16 protein-coding genes and 2 pseudogenes are annotated in these 21,559 nt (G+C 69.6%); 10 read left to right on the top strand and 8 right to left on the bottom strand.

The window, feature by feature from the left end; genetic code table 11:
• Positions 1 to 249 (bottom strand): annotated as a pseudogene (locus RR1_RS22545) (hypothetical protein); the annotation flags it as partial.
• Between the two features lie 3 nt (positions 250 to 252).
• Here RR1_RS22545 and RR1_RS15125 point away from each other — a divergent pair.
• Positions 253 to 1,587 carry a sensor histidine kinase gene (locus RR1_RS15125; RefSeq protein WP_010838965.1) on the top strand — a complete coding sequence of 445 codons (1,335 nt, stop codon included), beginning with the start codon at positions 253 to 255 and terminating at the stop codon, positions 1,585 to 1,587.
• The gene (locus RR1_RS15130) at positions 1,572 to 2,243 is read left to right on the top strand and encodes a response regulator transcription factor (RefSeq protein ID WP_255312196.1); all 672 of its coding nucleotides are present in this window, start codon (positions 1,572 to 1,574) and stop codon (positions 2,241 to 2,243) included. Before RR1_RS15125 ends, RR1_RS15130 begins: the two co-directional genes overlap by 16 nt.
• 354 nt (positions 2,244 to 2,597) lie before the next feature.
• Here the strand turns inward: RR1_RS15130 and RR1_RS15135 are convergent, their stop codons facing one another.
• Entirely contained in the window at positions 2,598 to 4,085 is a 1,488-nt protein-coding gene (locus RR1_RS15135; RefSeq protein WP_010838968.1) for a CCA tRNA nucleotidyltransferase, read from the bottom strand.
• A gap of 109 nt (positions 4,086 to 4,194) precedes the next feature.
• Here RR1_RS15135 and RR1_RS21660 point away from each other — a divergent pair, with 109 nt between their 5' ends.
• From RR1_RS21660 to RR1_RS15180, 8 genes and pseudogenes are all read left to right on the top strand, one after another.
• Entirely contained in the window at positions 4,195 to 5,055 is an 861-nt protein-coding gene (locus tag RR1_RS21660; RefSeq protein ID WP_010838970.1) for an NUDIX hydrolase, read from the top strand.
• A complete protein-coding gene (locus RR1_RS15145) occupies positions 5,052 to 7,472 on the top strand; it encodes a DUF6049 family protein (protein WP_040774069.1) in 2,421 nt (806 codons plus the stop codon). The genes RR1_RS21660 and RR1_RS15145 overlap by 4 nt, the downstream gene beginning before the upstream one ends.
• Before the next feature lie 215 nt (positions 7,473 to 7,687).
• On the top strand, positions 7,688 to 11,545 hold the full coding sequence (murJ, locus tag RR1_RS15150) for a murein biosynthesis integral membrane protein MurJ (RefSeq protein ID WP_040774093.1): 3,858 nt from the start codon (positions 7,688 to 7,690) through the stop codon (positions 11,543 to 11,545).
• Positions 11,546 to 11,686: 141 nt separating this feature from the next.
• Positions 11,687 to 12,195, top strand: a pseudogene (sigM, locus tag RR1_RS21665) (RNA polymerase sigma factor SigM); the annotation flags it as partial.
• A gap of 167 nt (positions 12,196 to 12,362) precedes the next feature.
• Positions 12,363 to 13,043 carry an RsmA family anti-sigma factor gene (locus RR1_RS15165; protein WP_010838974.1) on the top strand — a complete coding sequence of 227 codons (681 nt, stop codon included), beginning with the start codon at positions 12,363 to 12,365 and terminating at the stop codon, positions 13,041 to 13,043.
• A 148-nt stretch (positions 13,044 to 13,191) separates the two neighbouring features.
• On the top strand, positions 13,192 to 14,190 hold the full coding sequence (gene trxB / locus RR1_RS15170; RefSeq protein WP_010838975.1) for a thioredoxin-disulfide reductase: 999 nt from the start codon (positions 13,192 to 13,194) through the stop codon (positions 14,188 to 14,190).
• A 25-nt stretch (positions 14,191 to 14,215) separates the two neighbouring features.
• Positions 14,216 to 14,539: a thioredoxin gene (gene trxA / locus RR1_RS15175; RefSeq protein WP_010838976.1), complete on the top strand. Its 324-nt coding sequence runs from the start codon at positions 14,216 to 14,218 to the stop codon at positions 14,537 to 14,539.
• 230 nt (positions 14,540 to 14,769) lie between these two features.
• Positions 14,770 to 15,954, top strand: coding sequence for an N-acetylmuramoyl-L-alanine amidase (locus tag RR1_RS15180; RefSeq protein WP_010838977.1), 1,185 nt, complete (start codon positions 14,770 to 14,772; stop codon positions 15,952 to 15,954).
• Positions 15,955 to 15,984: 30 nt separating this feature from the next.
• On the opposite strand, the gene RR1_RS15185 is transcribed toward RR1_RS15180, so the two are convergent.
• From RR1_RS15185 to yidC, 6 genes are all read right to left on the bottom strand, one after another.
• Positions 15,985 to 16,659, bottom strand: coding sequence for a hypothetical protein (locus RR1_RS15185; protein WP_010838978.1), 675 nt, complete (start codon positions 16,657 to 16,659; stop codon positions 15,985 to 15,987).
• 49 nt (positions 16,660 to 16,708) lie between these two features.
• The gene (locus tag RR1_RS15190; RefSeq protein WP_010838979.1) at positions 16,709 to 17,797 is read right to left on the bottom strand and encodes a ParB/RepB/Spo0J family partition protein; all 1,089 of its coding nucleotides are present in this window, start codon (positions 17,795 to 17,797) and stop codon (positions 16,709 to 16,711) included.
• On the bottom strand, positions 17,794 to 18,768 hold the full coding sequence (locus tag RR1_RS15195) for a ParA family protein (protein ID WP_010838980.1): 975 nt from the start codon (positions 18,766 to 18,768) through the stop codon (positions 17,794 to 17,796). The genes RR1_RS15190 and RR1_RS15195 overlap by 4 nt, the downstream gene beginning before the upstream one ends.
• 40 nt (positions 18,769 to 18,808) lie before the next feature.
• Positions 18,809 to 19,498 carry a 16S rRNA (guanine(527)-N(7))-methyltransferase RsmG gene (gene rsmG / locus RR1_RS15200; protein ID WP_040774074.1) on the bottom strand — a complete coding sequence of 230 codons (690 nt, stop codon included), beginning with the start codon at positions 19,496 to 19,498 and terminating at the stop codon, positions 18,809 to 18,811.
• A gap of 242 nt (positions 19,499 to 19,740) precedes the next feature.
• Positions 19,741 to 20,328: a Jag family protein gene (locus RR1_RS15205; RefSeq protein ID WP_010838982.1), complete on the bottom strand. Its 588-nt coding sequence runs from the start codon at positions 20,326 to 20,328 to the stop codon at positions 19,741 to 19,743.
• Between the two features lie 51 nt (positions 20,329 to 20,379).
• Positions 20,380 to 21,555 (bottom strand): membrane protein insertase YidC, encoded by a 1,176-nt coding sequence (gene yidC, locus RR1_RS15210; protein ID WP_010838983.1) that lies wholly within the window; start codon positions 21,553 to 21,555, stop codon positions 20,380 to 20,382.
• Between the last annotated feature and the right edge of the window lie 4 nt (positions 21,556 to 21,559).

The following is a 21,559-nucleotide window of genomic DNA, read 5'->3' on the forward strand; positions in this document are numbered from 1 at the left end:
GTTACCGGCGCCGTTGGGGCCGAGGAGACCGAGCACCCCGGGCCCGATCCGCAGGCTGACGTCGGCGACGGCCTGTCTATCCCGATAGGTCTTGGTGACGCGGTTCAGCTCGAGTTGCATGACTTCAGCTGACCATTCGATCGGTGGTGCGGTCACTGGGTCCACGCGGCCGATCGAAGGTGGTGTCAGCACCACCTTTCGGCTGTACTCCGCCTCATCCTGACGCAGCGGCCGCGTCGATAGGCTCACTCGGTGTCCTCCGATGAACCGACAACGGTGCTCACCGCGATCACACAGCGGCGCTTCCTACTGACCGGGTGGCCGTGGCGGTCGCTGGGTCATGTGCTGACCACTGTCCCGGTGGTGTGCGTGGTCGCGTTGCCATTCACAGCGTTCTGCGTCCCGTGGCTCGTGCTGGCCGTATGGGCCGGTGGCGGCATGTATCCACAACCGCTCGGCAGAGTGCTGTTCCTCGGCGTCCTCGGCGCAGTGCTGATGTTCGGGCTCGGTCCGTTGGTGGCGATACCGCTGGCGGCCCTGGAACGAACGCGCCTGCGCCTGGTGAGCCGCGACCGGGCGCTCTCGGCCCACTGTTGCCCTCCGGCAGCGGGCCTGTGGGCGTGGGTGCGCACCCGCTACACCGAGGCCGCGACATGGCGGGAACTCGGCTACACGTTCCTGCTGCTCACTCTGGTGCCCGCCTTGTGGCTCTCGGGTGCGGTGATCGTCGGGCTCATCGTGGTGATGGTGGTGAGCCCTCTGCTGGTGCGTGACGGCGACGAGGCAGTGGCGCTCGGTTTCAGTCAGATCACGTCGGTCGACCAGGCCGTCCCGTACGCGATCGCGGGTCTGCTCCTGCTGCCGGCGATTCCGTACGTGAGTGCTCTCATCGCGGGCCTGCACGGCGCGCTCGCCCGGTCGCTGTTGTGCGGCGACGACCCGGACGCCCTTCGCGCACGACTCGTGGAGGTGTCCCGGTCCCGGGCCCGCCTGGTCGATTCTTTCGAGGCGGAACGCCGCAGGATCGAGCGGGACCTGCACGACGGCGCGCAGTCGCTGCTCGTCAACCTCACTTTGCAGTTGGGTATGGCCAAACTCGACCTCCCGCCGGATTCCGCGGCCGCGAAAAGCGTGTCGCAGGCGCATGATCAGGCCAAGGAACTGATGGCAGAACTGCGGCAACTCATTCGGGGAATCCACCCCCGGGTCCTCACCGACCGTGGCCTGCCCTACGCGTTGCGTGCACTGACCGAAGACTTCGTGGCCCCGGTCGGTGTCGCCGCGGACCTCCCGTCCCGCCCCGCCCCGGATGTCGAGGTCGCGGCGTACTTCGTGGTGGTCGAGGCGCTCAACAACGTCGCCAAACATGCGGATGCGACGGTCGTCGACGTGGCTGTCCGACGCGACCGGGAGGTTCTGGTCGTCGAGGTCGTGGACGACGGCTGCGGCGGCGCGGATCCGCAGCGGGGGAGCGGTCTGACGGGCCTGGCCGACCGGGTCGCGGCGGTCGACGGGAGAATGCTGCTGTCCAGCCCGCCTGGCGGGCCCACCGTTGTCCGTGTGGAGTTGCCGTGGATCGAGAGCTGACTGCCGTGCGAGTGGTCCTCGCCGAGGGCGGTGCACTGCTGCGCGAAAGCCTCGCCGCGATGCTCGAACGATTCGGGTTCGAGGTCGTGGCCGCGGTCCCCGATGCCGTGGAACTGGAATCGGCTGTCGCCGAGCACCGTCCGGATCTGGTCGTGACCGACGTGCGGATGCCCCCCGGTTTCACCGACGAGGGATTGCGCGCAGCGGTGGCGCTGCGACGAACCTATCCCGGGCTTGCCGTGGTCGCGCTGAGCCAGTATGTCGAATTGAGTTACGCCGACGAACTCATGGGGGCGGAAGGGGGCCGGGTGGGGTATCTGCTGAAGGATCGCGTCGTCGATGTAGAGGACTTCGTCTCCACTCTGCGTCAGGTGGTTGCCGGCGGTACCGTGATCGACCCGATGGTCATACAGCAGTTGTTCCGTCGACGGCGGGATCCGTTGGCGCAGCTGTCGCCGCGTGAACGCGAGGTGCTCGCCTCGATCGCGGAGGGGCATTCGAATGCAGCGATCGCCGCGCAGTTGTTCATCACCGAATCGGCGGTGGGCAAGCATGTCGGCAATATCTTCAACAAACTGATGCTGCCGCCGACCGACGACACGAATCGTCGGGTGCTGGCCGTGCTCGCGTATCTGCATCGGGACGAGGTCGGCTGAGACACATCCGACGCTCTTCGGACGTGCCCGCACGGCTCGCGGCGAGCTCCGCCGGTCGGCGCCTGTCGTTTGGGGCGAAGGCCGGAACGGCCGGGTTCACCGGCACTGGGGGATGTCGTGCGGTTCACCTCATTGTGGGGCGACTACGTCGGGCGGGTGTCCGCGTATGCCTGCCGACATGTGGACCACCACACCGCGCAAGAAGTGGTGTCCGAGAAGGTGGCCCGCATTGAGCACGTCGCGACGGCCGCGCCGCGCGCCGACGTCGCCGTTACGACACGCTAGAAGCGCACAGCAGCCGAGAGGTGGCCGTTCCCGTTCAGTTGGAGCCCATTCCCGTTCGGTCGGGCAGTGTCAGTGCTGCGCCGCCCACCACGCCTTCAGTTCGGCGACGGCGTCGTCGTAGTCGAGCGGGCCGCGGTCGAGCCGGAGTTCCTTGAGGTACTTCCACGCCCGCCCGACGTCGGGGCCGGGCGGCAGGTCGAGGACGCGCATGATCTCGTTGCCGTCGAGATCGGGGCGGACGCGGGCGAGGTCCTCCTTCGCCGCGATGGCGTCGATCCGCTGCTCGAGGTCGTCGTAGCTCGCCCGCAGCGCCGCGGCACGACGCTTGTTGCGGGTGGTGCAGTCCGCGCGCACGAGCTTGTTCAGCCGCGGCAGCAGGGGGCCGGCGTCCGTCACGTACCGGCGCACCGCGGAATCGGTCCACCGCCCTTCGCCGTACCCGTGGAACCGCAGATGCAGGAACACGAGCTGCGAGACGTCGTCGACCATCTGCTTCGAGTACTTGAGGGCGCGCATGCGCTTGCGCGTCATCTTCGCGCCGACCACCTCGTGGTGATGGAAGCTGACGCCCCCGCCCGCCTCGTTGCGCTTGGTGTCGGGCTTGCCGATGTCGTGGAGCAGCGCGGCCCACCGCAGGACGAGGTCGGGATCTCCGTCCTCGAGGTCGATCGCCTGCTTCAGGACGGTGAGCGAATGCCGGTAGACGTCCTTGTGCTGGTGGTGCTCGTCGATCTCGAGCTTCATCGCCGGGATCTCGGGGATCACGCGCTCGGCGAGGCCCGTGTCGACCATGACGTCGATCCCCTCGAGCGGATGCTCGCCCAGCATCAGCTTGTCGAGTTCTGCCTGCACCCGCTCCGCGGTGATACGGGTGATCTCGTTCGCCATGTCGGCGATCGCGTCACGGACCCGCGGCGCGAGCGCGAAACCCAGCTGCGAGACGAACCGCGCCGCCCGCAACATCCGCAGCGGATCGTCGGCGAACGACTCCTGCGGCGTCGCCGGAGTGTCGAGGACACCCTCCAGAAGCGCGTCCATGCCGCCGAGCGGATCGGTGAACTCGAGCGCACCGCCCCGCCCCAGCCGCACGGCCATCGCGTTCACCGTGAAGTCCCGCCGGACCAGATCGCCGCCCAGGGAATCGCCGAACCGCACGACCGGATTGCGCCCGACCCTGTCGTACGCATCCGCCCGGAACGTCGTGATCTCGATCTGGTGCTCCGGCGCATCGGGCGTCTCGCCACGCTTGACGGCGCTCACCGTCCCGAACTCGATCCCGGTGTCCCACAGTGCGTCGACCCAGCCGCGCAACAGTCCCTGCACCTGCTCGGGCCGCGCATCCGTCGTGAAGTCGAGGTCCGCGCCCAACCTGCCCAGCACGGCGTCCCGGACACTGCCGCCGACCAGATACAACTCGTGACCCGCCTCGGCGAACCGATCGGCGAGTGGCGTGAGGACGTCGGAGAGCTCCGCGAGTGTCGTCGCCGCACCCGCGAGCAGCCGGCTGCGGCGCTCGTCGGGGGCGCCTGCCTCGGGGTCACGGCTGGGGGCGTTCACGTGAGCGAAGCTTACCGACGCCACGAAACGACGGGGCCACACCGTCGCACCGCGAGCGCTCCTGCGTCGGTCACGAGCCGGACGCACGCCGTTCACTAGTATCGAAATCGTGACGTCCGCAGACCGCCCCCATCGCCGCCGCCGCTCCGGCCGGCGACGCAGTGGTGGGCGCAGACCGGACGCCGCGCAACCCGACACGCAGGCCCCCGACACCCCCCGCCCGGACGCCCGCCCCGCCGACGCGAACCCGGCCGGCACCGCCGGCGCGGACCGCAAGAACCCGCCGCCACAGCAGAGCCAGAAGAAGCAGCACCCCAAGAAACTGGGGGGCGACGCGCCACCACGGAAGCAGGGCGCCGACGCGCCACGGAAACAGGGTGGCGACGCCCCGCGCGCCCGCACGGGCAGGCGCGGACGCGGAGGGAAGAAGGGCGGCCCCGCGCTGCGTACCGTCCGCGAGACGTCCGCGGGCGGCCTCGTCGTCTCGGGTCTCGACGGCCCCCGCAGCGGCCAGCGCGCGGCCCTCATCGGCCGCACCGATCGCCGCGGCCGGCTGCTCTGGTCGATGCCCAAGGGTCACATCGAAGCGGGGGAGACCTCCGCGCAGACCGCGGTGCGCGAGGTCAAGGAGGAGACGGGCATCGACGGCGTCGTCCTCGCTCCGCTCGGCACCATCGACTACTGGTTCGTCGCCGAGAGCAAGCGCGTTCACAAAACCGTGCACCATTTCCTGCTGCGCGCGACGGGCGGCGAACTCTCCGACGAGGACGTCGAGGTCACCGAGGTCGCGTGGGTCCCGCTCGACGAGCTCGACTCCCGCCTCGCCTACGCCGACGAACGCAAGCTCGCGCGCATCGCGGAGGACCTCATCACGTCGCTGCAGGCCGACCTCGGGGTCCCCGCAGCCCGGACCGCGAACACCCGGACGCCCGACTCGACGCCACTCGAGCACGAGCCGCGCCGCGGATGAGTCGCGTGATCGGACGGGCCGCGGCCTGGGCGCTGCTCGTCGTGCTCGTGACGTGCGCCGCCGTCGCACCGGGACTCGCCGTCCCCACCGAGGCCACCGCGGCGCCGTCCCACACCCAGTCGTCGCAACAGACCCGCTCGCAGTTCCTGCGGCTCAGCATCGACACCGTCACACCGAGCATCGTCACGACGGGCAGCGAACGCACCGTCACCGTCACCGGCAGCGTGCGCAACATCGGCGACCGCGTCGTCGAGGACGTCGCGGTGCGGTTGCAGCGGGCGGCGGGCGTCACGGAGTCGTCGGAGCTGCGGTCGTCGCTCACCCTCGATCAGTCGAGCTTCGACACCGTCGGGCTCTTCGAGACGCTCACCGACAGGCTCGACCGCGGCCAGAGCGAGAACTTCTCGCTCTCGCTCCCGCTCGACTCCGAGACCGACTACTCGCTCGGCATCACCGAACCGGGCGTGTATCCGCTGCTCGTCAACGTCAACGGAACCCCCGCGTACGGCGGCGCGGCGCGGCTCGACGACGCCCGCTTCCTGCTGCCGGTCACGGGAGTGCCCGGGGAACGCCCCGACGCCGCCCCCGCGCCACCCGTCGCGACGACTCTGCTGTGGCCGCTCGCCGCGCCGCCGTCGCTGGCCGCCGGCGTCCCCGGCTCGCTCACCGATCCCGTCCGGCTGCTGCGCGACGACCTCGCCGACTCGCTGGCCGACGGCGGACGCCTCGACGGACTGCTCGCGGCGATCGAGGCCACCGACCCCGCCCGATCTCGCGGGGCATGGGACCGGCAACTCCGCGACAGCACGTGCCTCGCGATCGACCCCGACCTCCTCGCCACCGTCGAGGCCATGACGACCCGCTATCTCGTCGTCGACGACGCCGGCGAACCCGACGGCGCCGCGACCGAGGGGACGGGCACACCCGCCGCGACGGAGTGGCTCGAGCGGCTCCGCACCGTCGCAGGACAGATGTGCGTCGTCGCGCTGCCCCGCGCCCAGGCCGATCTGTCGGCGCTCGCGACCATCGACGACCCGACGCTGACGTCGATCGCGCTGAACGAGCCCGCCGACGTCGTCGACCGGATCCTCGGGATCACGTCGCAGCGCGGGACGACCTGGCCCGACTCCGGAACGCTCACCCCCGCCGCAGCCGACCTCGTCCGCGGCGCCGGCGCGACGACGTCGCTGCTCGCATCGACCGCCGTCGACACGCCGGGTGAGGCACCGATCGCCCGCATCGCGGGCCCGACGCCCGACGACCCCGAGCCGCTCGACGCCGTGCTCTTCGATCCCGCGGTCGGCGCCGCACTCGCCGCCGTCGGATCCGACCCCCAGACGCCGTCGTACGTGCCGTCGTCCGTCCGCTACGACCTCGCCTCCGACTCCGAGACGGCACGGCTGCAGGACGCCCTCGGCGCGGTGCTGTGGTCCTCCGTCCGTCCCGACGCCCCGGACGGACGGTCGGCGGTGATCGCACCGCCGCAGCTCTGGTCGGCCGGTCCCGACGAGGCGTCGGCGATCCTGAACTCCGTGACGGGGCTGTTCCGTTCCGGGGCCGCGACGCCGCGCCCCCTCGCCGATCTCACCCGTACGCAGGATCCGGCCCCACCCCCGCGCGCCCTCTCCGCACCGGAACAGTCGGTCTCGGACGGCGTGCCCGAGCACGTCCGCGCCGCCGTCGCCGACCAGCTCCCGCGCATCGACTCGCTCGGCGCGAGCCTCGTCACCGACCCGTCGTCGCCGCTGACACCCACGCTCTTCCTCGCACCGCTGCGCGGCGACCTCGTCCGGTCGCTGACCCTCGCGCAACGCCGCGGCGACGACCCGTCCCGCGCCGAGACCGCTGCCACGACCCGCGTCAACGAGGTGGCGACGACCGTCGACGCCCTCTACAACTCGGTCTCCGTCGTCTCGCCCGGCGGCGTCTACACCCTCGCGTCCGAACAGAGCCCGCTGCTGCTCGTCGCCCGCAACGACCTGCCGATCGGCGTCACCGTCCGGCTCGACGTCCAGGCCCCCGACGGCGTCGACATCACCGACGTCGGCGCGACCGCGCTGCCCCCACGCGGCAGCCGCACCCTCACCGTGCCCGCGCGCATCGACGACTCCCGCAAGCTCGTCGTGCAGTTCGCGCTCACGAGTGACGAAGGTCGCCGCTTCGGCGAACCGATCAGCGTCACCGTGCGATCCAACGCCTACGGGCAGGCGCTCGCCATCGTGACGGCATGCGCGGGTGCGCTGCTTCTGTTCCTCGCCGGCCGCCGGTTGTGGCATCGTTTCCGTGGCCAGCCCGATCCGGCGGACGACGCACTCGCCCCGGACGAGCGGCCTGGGTACGAGGACGGGGAAGGCGTGACCAGCGACCGGGAACGTGACGGCGACGAACGCCAGGACGAAGGACGAGGGCGGACATGACCCGCAACATGCCGCCGCGCGGACACCGGCCCGGCACCGGCCGGCCGTCCGGACCACCCGAGCGCCCGCGCGAGAACCGCGAGAAGGTCGGGCCGCTGCCGCAGGAACCGACGTCGCCGCGTCGTCCCATGCCCGCCCAGCGCAGGCCCGCTCCCCGCCGCGACTGGGACATGCCCTATCGCGGCCCCGAGATGCGCTGGGACGACGCGCCGACGGTGCAGTTCGCGGCCGTCCGCCTCCCGCAGGACCCGCCGCCGGTACCCGACTCCGAGGTCACGCCGCTCGACGAGCAGCCGAGCACCGGCGAGGCACCCGACGACGACCGCAACTCGAACTCGCGGCTGCTGGCCTCGACCGGATCCATCGCCTTCGCGACGCTCGTCTCGCGCATCACCGGCTTCGCGAAACAGCTGCTGCTCGTGACGACGCTCGGCGCCGCCGTCGCCAGCGCCTACACCGTCGCCGCCCAGATCCCGAACATGATCTCCGAGTTCGTGCTCGGCGCGGTGCTCACGGCGATCGTCGTCCCCGTCCTCGTCCGCGCCGAACGCGAGGACCCCGATCGCGGCGAAGCGTTCGTCCGCCGCCTGTTCACGGCGAGCCTGTGTCTGCTCGGCGGCGCCGCACTCCTCGCGACCGCCGCCGCACCCCTGCTCGCGCGGTTGTTCGTCGGATCCGACGGGCAGGTGAGCACCCCGCTCACCACGGCACTCATCTACATGCTGCTGCCCGCGATCCTCTTCTACGGGCTCTCGGCGCTGTTCACCGCGATCCTCAACACGCGCCAGATCTTCAAACCCGGCGCATGGGCTCCCGTCCTCAACAACGTCGTCGTCCTCGTCGTGCTCGCGATCTTCTGGGCGATGCCCGGCGAGATCAGCCTCGACCCCGTCCGCATGGGCGAACCCAAACTCCTCGTCCTCGGGCTCGGCGTCACCTTGGGCGTCGTCGTCCAGGCGTGCAGCCTGCTGCCCGCGATCCGCCGCGCCGGGGTCTCGCTGCGTCCGCTGTGGGGTTTCGACGACCGCCTCAAGCAGTTCGGCGGCATGGCCGTCGCGATCGTGCTCTACGTCGCGATCAGCCAGATCGGCTTTCTCGTCGCGACCCGCGTCTCGGCGCACTACGACGAGGCCGGACCCGTCATCTACAACAACGCGTGGCTGCTGCTGCAGCTGCCGTACGGCGTCCTCGGCGTCACCGTCCTCACCGCGATCATGCCGCGGCTCAGCCGCAACGCCGCAGCCGAGGACACGCCCGCCGTCGTCGACGACCTCTCGGTGTCGACGCGCCTCACGATGATCGCGCTGATCCCCATCGTCACCTTCCTGACGATCGCGGGACCGCAGGTCGGCGAGGCGCTCTACGGCTACGGCAACTTCGGTTCCGGCGACGCGCAGCGGCTCGGTCTCGCCGTGAGCTTCTCGGCGTTCACGCTGATCCCGTACTCGCTCGTCCTCATTCACCTTCGCGTCTTCTACGCGCGAGAACAGGCATGGACGCCGACGTGGATCGTCCTCGGCATCACGTCCGTCAAGATCGTGCTGTCGATGCTGGCGCCGTTCGTCGCCCGCGACGATCAGCAGGTCGTCCTGCTGCTCGGCGCCGCGAACGGTCTCGGCTACATCGCGGGCGCCGTGATCGGCGGCTGGCTGCTGCACCGCAGCCTCGGCAATCTGCAGATGGCGAACGTCGGCCGCACCGTGTGGGTCGTCGTCGTGGCCTCGCTCGCGGGCGGCGCAGCGAGCCTCGGGTTCGACCGCCTCGTCGGGCTCGAGCGGCTCACCGGATCCCTCGGTGCACTGGGTTCGTTCACTCGCGTCGCGCTGGGCGGCATCCTGCTGCTGATCGTGACGTTCACGATCCTGCTGCTCGCGAAGATCCCCGAGGTCGTCTCGGTACAGGTCGCGCTCACCCGCAGGCTCCGTGGCAGGCGCGGTGGCGACGAACCCGACGCGATCGACGACGCCGCACCGGCCGAGGTCGTCGCGGCCACCCCGCCGGAGCGTCACCACGACAGCTTCTCGGACGCCGCGACGATCCTGCTCCCCGTCGTGCGGGACACACCACAACCCCCGCACCACCGTGACGTGCGAGAACCGCATCATCACGGCGAGCCCCCGAGGAATGTCCCGTACCCTGGACGCGACACGACGGCGCCCGGGCAGCCCGTGCCTCACGTGCGCGCGGATGTGACGCCACAGGCGGGGACCGATCGGATCGACCGTTTCGAGCGTGAAGGAGTGAGGGTGAGCGACGAGGATCGTGGTTCACGCACGGGAGCGTCGGGGACCGGGACCGCGGACAGGGGTCCTGCCACGCCGTCCGGGCAGTCACCCGAGGCCGGCCGGCCGGAACGCAGCGACGACACCGGCGCCACCGACACCCCCACCACCGCCGTGCCGCACGAGCGCGCCGATACGACAAGCGATTCCGGTGCACCGACCGAGGCCACGCCTGCCGCACCGGGCGGCACGGACTCCGCAGCCGCCGAGTCCGACGCACCCACGCCGCCCGCCGGCGCACCCGCGCCCCGGTCGACTCCCCGTGGCCCCAAGCTCATTCCGGGCGCATCCGTCGCGGGAGGCCGCTACCGGCTGCTCACCCCGCACGGCGGCTCGCGCGGTCTGCAGTACTGGCAGGCACTCGACGTCAAGCTCGACCGCGAGGTCGCGCTGACCTTCGTCGACGCCGATCAGCGTTCGTCCGCTACGGGATCAGAAGGGCCACAGGCGATCCTGTCCCGGACGCTCCGCCTCGGGCGCATCAACTCGCCGGGCCTCGCCCGTGTTCTCGACGTCGTCCGCGGCAGCTCGGGCGGAATCGTCGTCGCCGAGTGGACGCCAGGACGCTCGCTGCGCGAGATGGCCGACACCACACCGTCTCCCATCGGTGCCGCACGTGCGATCAGCGCTCTCGCGCAGGCCGCCGAGACGGCCCACCGCGCAGGCGGCGCGCTGTCGATCGACCATCCCGATCGCGTGCGCATCAGCATCAACGGCGACGCCGTGCTCGCCTTCCCGGGCACGCTCGCGGACGCCGACGCGACGTCCGACGTCCGCGGTCTCGGTGCGATGCTCTACGCACTCATCACCGCCCGCTGGCCGCTCGACGACCCCGGCACCCCACCCGGCGGCAAGCCTCCGGCGACGGTCGGCGGGCTTCGCCGCGCGGACCGCGACGCGAGCGGCGCGCTGCTCAGCCCGCGTGCCGTCCGCCCCGAGGTGCCCTTCGAGATCTCGGCCGTCGCACAGCGCGCGCTCGAGGCCAACGGTGGAATCCGCACCGCGGCAACGGTTGCCCACATCCTCGATCAGGCGACCGTCGTCAACGACAAGACCGAACTGATCCCCGCACTGCGGATCGGTCAGCGCGCTCAGGCCACCGAATCGCTCTCGGACCCGGAAGCCGTCGCGCAGCAGAAGAAGAAGACGAACCGGATGCTGCTCGTGCTGGGCCTGCTCGGCACCGTCACCGTCATCGTCCTCGTCCTGCTCGCGGTGTGGCTGTCGAACTTCCTGGGCGGCAGCAACTCCGACGCCCCGCTCGATCAGCAGGAGTTCGGGCTGACCTCCGAGGCCACCCCGCCCGCCCAGGAGCAGGGCGGCGAACCCGCGCCGCCACCGCCGCCTGCCGCCACACCCGTCGCCCCCGCCGGCGTCACCGTCTACTCGCCGCAGGGCACACCCGACAGCGCCGCGACGGCCTCGAACGCGATCGACGGCGACCCGGCCACGCTGTGGAGCACCGACGTGTACTTCCAGCAGTTCCCGGCACTGAAGAACGGCGTCGGCCTCATGGTGTCGCTGCCCGACGCCACCCGCGTCGGCCAGGTCGCCATCACCTCGCCCAGCCCCGGGACGCAGGTCGAGATCCGGTCGGCTCCGTCGCCCGACGCCCCGCTCGCACAGACCCAGGTCATCGGAACCGCCAACCTCACGGACGGTGTCACCGACATCGCGATCACCGACGACGCCCCCACCCAGAACGTGCTCGTGTGGATCACCCGCCTGAGCACCGAGGACGGCAACAACCAGACCCGCATCGCCGACGTCTCGGTCCGCGCCGCGGGCTGACCGGGCCGTCTCGCCGCACCGCGAGGTCGACGGCGGCGCCGCGCCGCACGGTGGGCTACGATCCGCGGCGTGGCGAGCGAGCGGGGGGAGACCGCACCGACGTCGCCGGTCGAGCCCCTCGCCGACCCGGCCGACGACGTACTGCTGCGCGCCCACCTCGCGGGAGACCCGGATGCCTTCGGGCAGTTGTTCCTTCGACATCGCAATCACCTCTGGCACGTCGCGCTCCGCACGAGCTACAACCCCGACGACGCCGCCGAGTGCCTCCAGGACGCGATGCTCTCCGCGTGCCGGTCCGCGGCCTCGTTCCGCGGCGACTGCTCGATCCGGACCTGGCTGCATCGCATCGTCGTCAACTCGTGCCTCGACCGCATCCGCCGCAACAAGGCGCGCCCCGTCGCCGCCGTCCCCCTGGACGACGTCGTCGTTCCTGTGCTCCGAGATCACATGTCCGACACCGAGCTTCGGATCGCGTCGAGCACGCGCTTGCGGAACTGCCGCCCGAGCAGCGTGCCGCGATCGTCGCCGTCGACCTCGAAGGGTTCTCGACGAGCGAGGCTGCCGCACGCCTCGGCGTCCCGGAGGGCACCATCAAGAGCCGGTGCGCGCGCGGACGCAAGCGACTCGTGGTGTCGCTCGGCCACCTCCGCGGCGACGAGACCGAGCCCCCGCCGCAACGAGAACCCGAACGTACGACGCGGGAACCGGCACGGGGCCTGCTGCGTCGAACCAAGAGAGTGCAGCCGCACGACGAGCGCCGCGCTCCCCGGACCGCCACACACGGACCCGGGACGCCCGAGCCGGGAAGGGGAACGCGATGACACCGCCACCACGCGACCGACCCGAGCCGCACGAGTCCGATCAGCACGAGCCCGGCCCCACCGAGCAGCAGATCGATGCCCTGCGCGCCGAACTCCGGCGGATCGGCGAGGACGAGTCGGCACAGACGCCGATCCCGTTTCACGTGGAACACGACATCCTCGCGGCGCTGGCAGCCGAGCGGGCCGTCGCACACACCGAGACCCCCGACACCGACAGCACGGTCACACCACTGCGCCGCCGCCGGAGGTTCGCCACCGCCGCGTCCGCCCTCGCCGCGGCGGCAGCAGTCGCGATCGGACTCGTCATGGTCGTCTCGGTCCGCGGCGGCGTCCAGGACGGGGGAGAGGGGTCCGCGATCCTCGCCGATCCTCACCCGGGCACGAACGCACCCACCGAACTGCCCGACGACCCACCCGTCGCACTGTTCGCAACGCTGGCCGGTACCTCCGACCCCGGCCCGTTCGCCGACCCCGCGGTGCTGCGAGCGTGCCTCGCCGCGAGCGACGTCGCCCCCGACACTCCCGTCCTCGGATCGCAGCGCGTGCGCTTCCGCGGCACCGACGCCGTCGCGCTGCTCACTCCCGGCCCCACGCCCGGCGCTCTGACCGCGCTCGTCGTCGACACGCTGTGTTCTTCGGATCACGCCGGGGTCCTGTGGCGGCAGGACATCGGCTGACTGGCCGGTCCGCCGGGAACAAACACCCCTTACCCTGGTGTTGACGACCCACGACAGGTGGTGCCGCGCACCGCCCCATCGGACACTCCGACGAGGCGTTCGTGCGAAGCACACTCCACCGACGAACACTGTAAGGGGACCTTCTTCGATGACCACGCCATCGCCGATCCACGACCTCATCATCGTCGGATCCGGACCCGCGGGGTACACCGCAGGTGTCTACTCGGCCCGTGCCGAGCTGAAGCCGCTGCTGTTCGAGGGCACCCAGTTCGGCGGGTCGCTCATGACGACGACCGAGGTCGAGAACTTCCCCGGATTCCGCGAGGGCATCATGGGCCCGGACCTCATGGACGAGATGCGCGAGCAGGCCAAGCGGTTCGGCGCCGACATCCGCACCGAGGACGTCGAGGAACTCGACCTCGCGGGTGACGTCAAGAAGGTCGTCGCCGGCGGCGAGACGTACTACGCCGACGCCGTCGTCCTCGCGATGGGCAGCGCCCCGCGCTACCTGAGCATCCCCGGCGAGGAGACGCTCCTCGGCCGCGGCGTCAGCGCGTGTGCCACGTGCGACGGCTTCTTCTTCAAGGACCAGGACATCGCCGTCATCGGTGGCGGCGACTCCGCGATGGAGGAAGCGACCTTCCTCACCAAGTTCGCGCGCAGCGTCACGATCGTGCACCGCCGTGACGAGTTCCGCGCATCGCGCATCATGCTCGAGCGCGCGAAGGCGAACGAGAAGATCCGCATCCTCACCGACACTGCTCCGATCGAGGTCCTCGGCGAGACCGCGATGACCGGTCTGCGCGTCCGCAACACCGTCACGGGGGAGGAGTCGACGCTCGACGTCACCGGCATGTTCGTCGCGATCGGCCACGATCCCCGCAGCGAGCTCGTGCGCGGCCAGGTCGAACTCGACGACGAGGGCTACGTCATCGTCACCCACCCGACAACCGCGACCTCGATCCCCGGCGTCTTCGCCGCAGGCGACCTCGTCGACCATCGATACCGCCAGGCGATCACCGCGTCGGGCACCGGATGCTCGGCCGCCATCGACGCCGAGCGGTGGCTCGCCGACCGCGGCGACATCTCGCCCAACACCGTCGAGGCCGCCGGCGAGCCCGTCGACGCCGCCGCAGCCACTGCCTGACCCCCGCACATCCACAGGAGGATTCGTGTCGAACACCGTCAAGATCACGGACGCATCGTTCAAGGACGACGTACTCGCGAGCGACAAGCCCGTTCTCGTCGACTTCTGGGCGACGTGGTGCGGCCCGTGCAAGATGATCGCCCCGGTACTCGAAGAGATCGCGGGTGAGCACTCCGAGAAACTGACGGTCGCGAAGCTCGACATCGACGAGAACCCCGAAGCCGCACGGGAGTTCCAGGTGATGTCGATTCCGACGCTGATCCTCTTCAAGGACGGCAAGCCGATCAACACCGTCGTCGGCACCAAAGGCAAGGCAGCACTGCTGAAGGAACTGTCCGAAGTACTCTGATCGACACGATCGAGTCCTCTGACCGATCCGTCGGAGTTGCCGAACACCTGCCTCATCCGTGATGCAGCGGTGACCCCGAGAACCACATAGACGGTCGACGCATGACAGAATCGATCGATGTGCCTGGGGCCCGGCGCCCCGGCACATCGATCGTTTCGTGTGGATCGTCCAGCAGTAATCCGCGCGGTGGGAGCACGTTTCACCACCGCCGACATCTGGAGGCTTCGAGTATGCACCGACTCCGTCACGGTGATCACGGCCCGGCCGTCGCCGAGATCCGGAGCTCGCTCGTCTCGCTCGGGTTCGTCGAATCCCATGGCGGCGACCTCGCGGTCGGCGCCCCGTCCTGGAACGACACCGGCCATCTCTTCGACGCCGCGCTCGACAGCGCCGTCCGCGCCTTCCAGCAGCAGCGCGGCCTGCTCGTCGACGGCGTCGTCGGGCCCACGACGTACCGGTCGTTGCGCGAGGCGTCGTTCCGCCTCGGTGCGCGGACCCTCTCGTACCAGCTGTCCGCACCGCTGTTCGGCGACGACATCGCGACGCTCCAGACCCGGCTGCAGGACCTCGGGTTCTACGTCGGCCGCGTCGACGGGTACTTCGGCCCGCAGACCCACGAGTCGCTCTCGTCGTTCCAGCGTGAGACGGGCATCAACGCCGACGGCATCTGCGGCCCCGCGACCCTGCGGGCGCTCGATCTGCTCGGCACGCGCGTGACGGGTGGATCGCCGCACGCGATCTCCGAGCAGGAGCTCGTCCGCCGCTCCGGCCCGCAGCTCAGCGGCAAGCGCATCCTCATCGATCCCGGTCTCGGTGGAGGAGACTCCGGCGTCGTGCTCCGCACCGAGCAGGGCGAGACGACCGAGGCCGACATCCTGTGGGATCTCGCCGCACGGCTCGAGGGCCGCATGGCCGCGACCGGCATGGAGACCTTCCTGTCGCGTCCCCGGCACGCGAATCCCTCGGAGTCCGAGCGCGCTGCCCGCGCGAACGCCTTCGACGCCGACGTCATGATCTCGCTGCGGTGCGACACGAACGACAGTCCCGCCGCGAACGGCGTCTCGTGCTTCCACTTCGGCAACTCGCACGGTTCCACGTCGACCATCGGTCAGGCACTCAGCGGCCTGATCCAGCGTGAGATCGTCGCCCGCACGACGCTCCTCGACTGCCGCACTCACGGCCGGACCTGGGATCTGCTGCGGCTGACCCAGATGCCGACGGTGCAGGTCTATCTCGGCTACCTGACCAACACCAAGGACATCTCGATCCTCACCGATCCGCGGATGCGCGACGTCATCGCCGAGGCGATCCTCGTCTCCGTGAAGCGGCTGTATCTGCTCGGACAGGACGATCAGCCGACGGGCACCTACTCGTTCGCCGAGCTGCTCGCACAGGAACTCTCCGCAGCCGAATAGGCTCCGCTCCGCTCGTCGGTCGTCCCGCGCTCAGCGCAGGGCGGCCGACGTCGTCTGGTCCCCGGTGATCATCTCGAGGGCGGCCGACTGCAGCAGCTGATCGAGCGCCGCCTCGACGTCCGTCTTCCACTCGTGGTCACGATCGAGTTCGAGGCGGAACCGCGGGTATCGCGCATGGGGCGCGACGAGCTCGAACCCGAACTCCTCGAGGAAGCCGGCGTCGATCATGCAGTACTCGTCGCCGCAGGGGGTCTTCGTCACGCGCGACGGGCCCGAGACGCCGTCGCGCCGGATACCGAACGCTTCGACCGCGCGCACTCCACGGCGGACCAGATCGGTGACGACGGCGCGCACGAGATCCGTCGCCATGTCGAACTCGGTCGCGAGCGGCTCGAGCCGGATGCTCGTGAGGAGCACGGCGTCGCTCCCGACAGGGGAGGTGGGGAACGACGCGGCACGGGGGACCGTCCGGGGCGGCGCGTACAACGCGCTGCCCGCCGGACGGCCACCCACCGTCGCGAGCTGTCCGCACGTTCCCCATTCCAGGAGAACCATCGACAGCCACGCTTCCTTCTCGAACTCCGGGTCGAGGAGATTCGCGGCGTCGGCAGTCCCGGGATCCATCTCCCAGAACACGCACTTGCGGGTGTGCCGCGGAAGCTTCTCGACGCTGTCGAGGGTGAGCGGTTCGATCACGACGGACACCGGTGTCCTCCCGCGGCCGGAACGTGTGGAGCCATGATCGATTCCGTACTCAGGACTCGCCCTTGCCGGTCTCCATCATCTGCACGATGCGCTGGAGATCGTCGACGGAACCGAACTCGACGACGATCTTGCCCTTGCGCTTGCCGAGGCTGACCGTCACTCGGGTGTCGAAGGAGTCGGACAGGCGTTCCGCGACGTCCTGCAGGCCAGGCATCTGGATGGGCTTGCGGCGCGGGGGAGTGGGGTCGGTGGCGTCGCCGCGATTGGCGAGCGTGACCGCCTCCTCGGTGGCGCGGACCGACATCCCCTCGGCAACGATGCGCGCGGCCATGACCTCCTGCGCGTCCGCCCCGGCGTCGAGCGCCAGCAGTGCTCGGGCGTGGCCGGCGGAGAGCACTCCCGCAGCGACCCGCCGTTGCACCGGGACCGGGAGCTTGAGCAGCCGGATCATGTTGGTGATGACGGAGCGCGAGCGTCCCAACCGCGTCGCGAGTTCCTCGTGGGTGACCTCGAACTCTTCGAGCAACTGCTGATACGCCGCGGCCTCTTCGAGCGGGTTCAGCTGCACGCGATGGATGTTCTCGAGGAGCGCGTCGCGGAGCAGATCGCCGTCGTCCGTCTGCCGGACGATCGCGGGGATCTTCTCGAGGCCCGCTTCCTTGCTCGCACGCCAGCGCCGCTCGCCCATGATGAGCTGATAGCGGCCGTCCTCGATCGTCCGCACGACGATCGGCTGCATGAGCCCGAACTCGCGGATCGAATGGATCAGTTCGGCGAGCGCTTCGTCGTCGAACACCTGCCGCGGCTGCTTCGGATTGCGCTCGATGTCGCCGAGCGGAATCTCACGGTAGACGGCGCCGGGATCGACGAGCTGCTCGGCGCCGGACTCGGCGGCGGTCGCGTCGTCGTTGTTTCCCGTGAAACCGTCCTTCGTGTTTCCCGTGAAACCGGCGGCGGTCGTCTCCTGCTCCGTCGTCTCGGCGTCCTGCTTCGGCTGCGCTGGGGTTGCGACCGCGGTCGACGCCGAGCCGATCACGACGTCGGCCGCCGCGTTCCCGAGCCCGGGCCCTGCTGCGGGTCCGGTCGGAATCAGCGCGGCGAGTCCCCGCCCGAGTCCACCTCTACGTGTCTGGCTCATCCCTCGCGCTCCTGCTCCGAAGCGGCCCGAGCGGCGAGCTCGCGACCGGCGTCCATGTAACTCATCGCTCCCCGCGATCCGGGGTCGTAGTCGAGAACGGTCATCCCGTAGCCGGGAGCCTCCGACACCTTGACGCTTCGTGGAATCACCGACCGCAGGACGGTGTCCCCGAAGTGCGCGCGCACCTCTTCGGCGACCTGATCCGCGAGCTTCGTCCGGCCGTCGTACATCGTGAGGAGGACGGTCGACACGTGAAGCTCGGGGTTGAGATGCGACTGGACGAGTTCGATGTTGCGGAGCAACTGGCCGACGCCCTCGAGCGCGTAGTACTCGCACTGGATCGGAATCAGAACTTCCTTGGCGGCGACGAGCGCGTTGACCGTCAGCAGGCCGAGAGACGGCGGGCAGTCGATCAGCACGTAGTCCGCGTTGATGTCGGCGAGCTTCGCTTCGCTCAGCGCAGTCTTCAGCCGTCCCTCGCGAGCGACCATCGAGACGAGTTCGATCTCGGCTCCGGCGAGGTCGATCGTCGCGGGGATGCAGAACAGTCGCTCGTTGTGCGGACTCTGCTGAACGGCCTCTGCTGCGGTCACCTCACCGAGGAGGAGTTCGTAGCTCGACGGCGTTCCCGCCGTGTGCTGGACACCGAGAGCCGTACTCGCATTGCCCTGGGGATCGAGGTCGACGACGAGCACCCGCAGTCCCTGGACGGCGAGGGCGGAAGCGAGGTTCACCGCGGTCGTCGTCTTGCCGACGCCGCCCTTCTGGTTCGCGATCGTGAAGACCCGGCGGTGAGCCGGCTTCGGCAGCGACGCGCCGGTCGGATGGAGCACCTGGCTCGCGCGATGTGCTGCGACGGCAATCGGAGTATCGCCGGCCGACAGGCTCGAGTACGGCGCCGAGAAGTCGTCGTCCAGTTCGGCATCGGACTGCGTTTCACGTGAAACGACAGAATCGGGACCACCCGTCATCGAACGACTCCTCCATCTCGAACGTGCACAACGACACCCCTCATCTGTTCTGCCTCCTGCGGGTGCGAGTCGACTTGGTCGCCCGGACCACGACGGTGGGAACCGGAAGGATGCCGACGCCGCACTCGACGACATCGATCTCGTCGGCACCGAGCTTCTTCATCGCGGCGCGATCTCGTGTGATCTCCTCGGTTGCACTCGCGCCCTTCAATGCGAGCATTCTTCCACGCTCGTGCACGAGCGGCAGCGACCACCGCGTGAGCTTCGCCAACGGAGCGACGGCCCGTGACGTCACGACGTCCGCGCCACCTGCTTCCTTGACGACGCCCGAATCCTCCGCGCGACCGCGGACGACGAGAACGTTGGTCAGCTGGTTCGTCTCGACGAACTCGGCGAGGTACACCGAACGGCGCAGCAGCGGCTCCACGAGCGTCACGCGGATGTCGGGACGTGCGATCGCGAGGGGAATTCCGGGAAGCCCGGCGCCACTGCCGACGTCGACGACGCTCTCGTTCTCGGCGACGAGTTCCGCGATCACTGCGCAGTTGAGGATGTGCCGCTCCCACAGCCGCGGGATCTCGCGCGGCCCGATCAGCCCGCGCTCGACACCGTCCTGCGCGAGCGATTCGTGATACTTCTCGGCGAGGCCGAACCGATCACCGAAGAGTTCACGGGAAGCCGCGATCGGATCGAAGTCCGGCTCGGACTGGTCGGGTTCCACGTGAAACATCCTCCTGCACACCATCGACATTCAGCGGCTCTCAGCGTATCTGTCGCATCGTCGGGAGGACATACGGAAGCCTGTGTGTCTGCCGACAAACTCGCACACGGCGTCACCGCACCCGCGTCACAGTGACGAAACTCCCGCGGGTGTCCGATCATTCACGAACCGTCGCCGAAAAACACTTCGGGCCCGCGTTTCACGTGAAACGCGGGCCCGAGAGGTGGGTGCCGGGAGGGACCCGGCCGCGGCTACTTCTTGACGACGACGACGTGCCGGTTCGGCTCGGCGCCTTCGCTCTCGCTTGCGACGCCGTCGATGCGCGCGACGGCGTCGTGCACGATCTTCCGTTCGAACGGCGTCATCGGACGCATGCTCTCCGCTTCGCCCGAGGCGAGCACTCGCTCCGCTGCTTCGGTGCCGAGGTTCGTCAGCTTCTCCCGAAGCCCCGCGCGCCATCCCGCGACGTCGAGCATCAGCCGGCTGCGTTCGCCCGTCGACTGCTGCACGGCGAGCCGCGTCAACTCCTGAAGCGCATCGAGAACTTCACCCTTCTTGCCGACGAGCTTCGTCAGATCGTCGCCGCCGTCGATGGACACGATCGCGCGGTCGCCCTCGACGTCGAGATCGATGTCGCCGTCGAAATCGAGGATGTCGAGCAACTGCTCGAGGTAGTCGCCGGCGATCTCGCCTTCTTCGACGAGATCGTCGTCCTCGTCGAAGTCGCTGTCGACGGTCGCGTCCACCGCGGTGTCGTCACCCTGGGCCTCGTCACCCGGCGCCTCGGGGAGGGGAGTGGTGGCGTCGGTTTCCACGGCGTTTCCGGCCTCACTGGTCATGGATGTCACTTGCTCCTGTGTCGGGCCCGACCGGGCCACTCGTCCGGCCGCTCAGCGCCGTTTGCGCTTGGCGTTCTTGCCACGGTTCGCGCGCGGCCGGTTCTGCTGGGGCTTCGGGTTGCGTGGTGCGGAGTTCTTGCCGCCACCGCCGGACTGCCCGGAGGTCGTCTTGGGCCTCGGGTCCTGACCGGACTTCTCCGACTTCGACGCGGCACCGTTCGATTCGGCGTCGCCGGCAGGCTCGGTCGTGTCAGCCTCGATCTCGGTGGCCGAGTCGTCGGTGTCGCCGGCGACGGTCGCTGCGCTCTGGGCACCCTTGCCACGCTTCGGCTTCGCACCGGGCTTCGGCGCATTCGCGGTACGACGCTCCATGGCCTCGGCCTTCTTCGCCTGCTCCTCGCGGTCGATGCGGCCGAACACGAGGTGCTGCTGGCCGTAGGTCCACACGTTGTTGGAGACCCAGTAGAGCAGGATGGCGATGGGGAGGAACGGGCCACCGACGAGCACGGCGAACGGGAACACGTACAGCGCGAGCTTGTTCATGATCGCGGACTGCGGGTTGGCGGCGGCCTCGGGGCTCTGCCGCGCAACCGACGCGCGCGAGTTCATGTGGGTCGCGATGCTCGCGATGAGCATGAGCGGCACCGACACGGCGACGATCGGCCACACCGACGGGACGCCGCCGAACGGCTCGAACGCCTCGAGGACGTTGTCGGGGCTCGTGATCGCAGCCGAGATGGGTGCGCCGAACAGACGGGCACTCAGGAACGACTGGACGTCGTCGACACTGAAGAAGTAGTTCGGGGTGTTCGCGTTCTCCTCGGGCGACATGCCGAGCTGACCGAGTCCGGTGCCGGTGCGGTTGAACGACCGCAGCACGTGGAACAGACCGAGGAACACCGGCGCCTGCAGCAACACGGGCAGACAGCCCATGAGCGGATTGAAGCCGTGCTCCTTCTGGAGTTTCTGCAGCTCCAGCGCCTGCCGCTGACGATCGTTCGAATACTTCTTCTGCAGCGCCTTGATCTGCGGCTGCAGTTCCTGCATCTGGCGCGTCGTCCGGACCTGCTTGACGAACGGCTTGTACAGGATCACGCGGAGCGTGAACACGAGGAACACCACGGACAGTGCCCAGGCGAAACCGTTGTCCGGCCCGAGTACGGCACCGAAGACCTTGTGCCACACCCAGAGGATGCCGGAGACCGGATAGTAGATGATGTCGAGCACGGCT

Origin of the sequence: Rhodococcus rhodnii NBRC 100604 (assembly GCF_001894925.1) — a bacterium.
GTDB classification, from domain to species: domain Bacteria; phylum Actinomycetota; class Actinomycetes; order Mycobacteriales; family Mycobacteriaceae; genus Rhodococcus_F; species Rhodococcus_F rhodnii.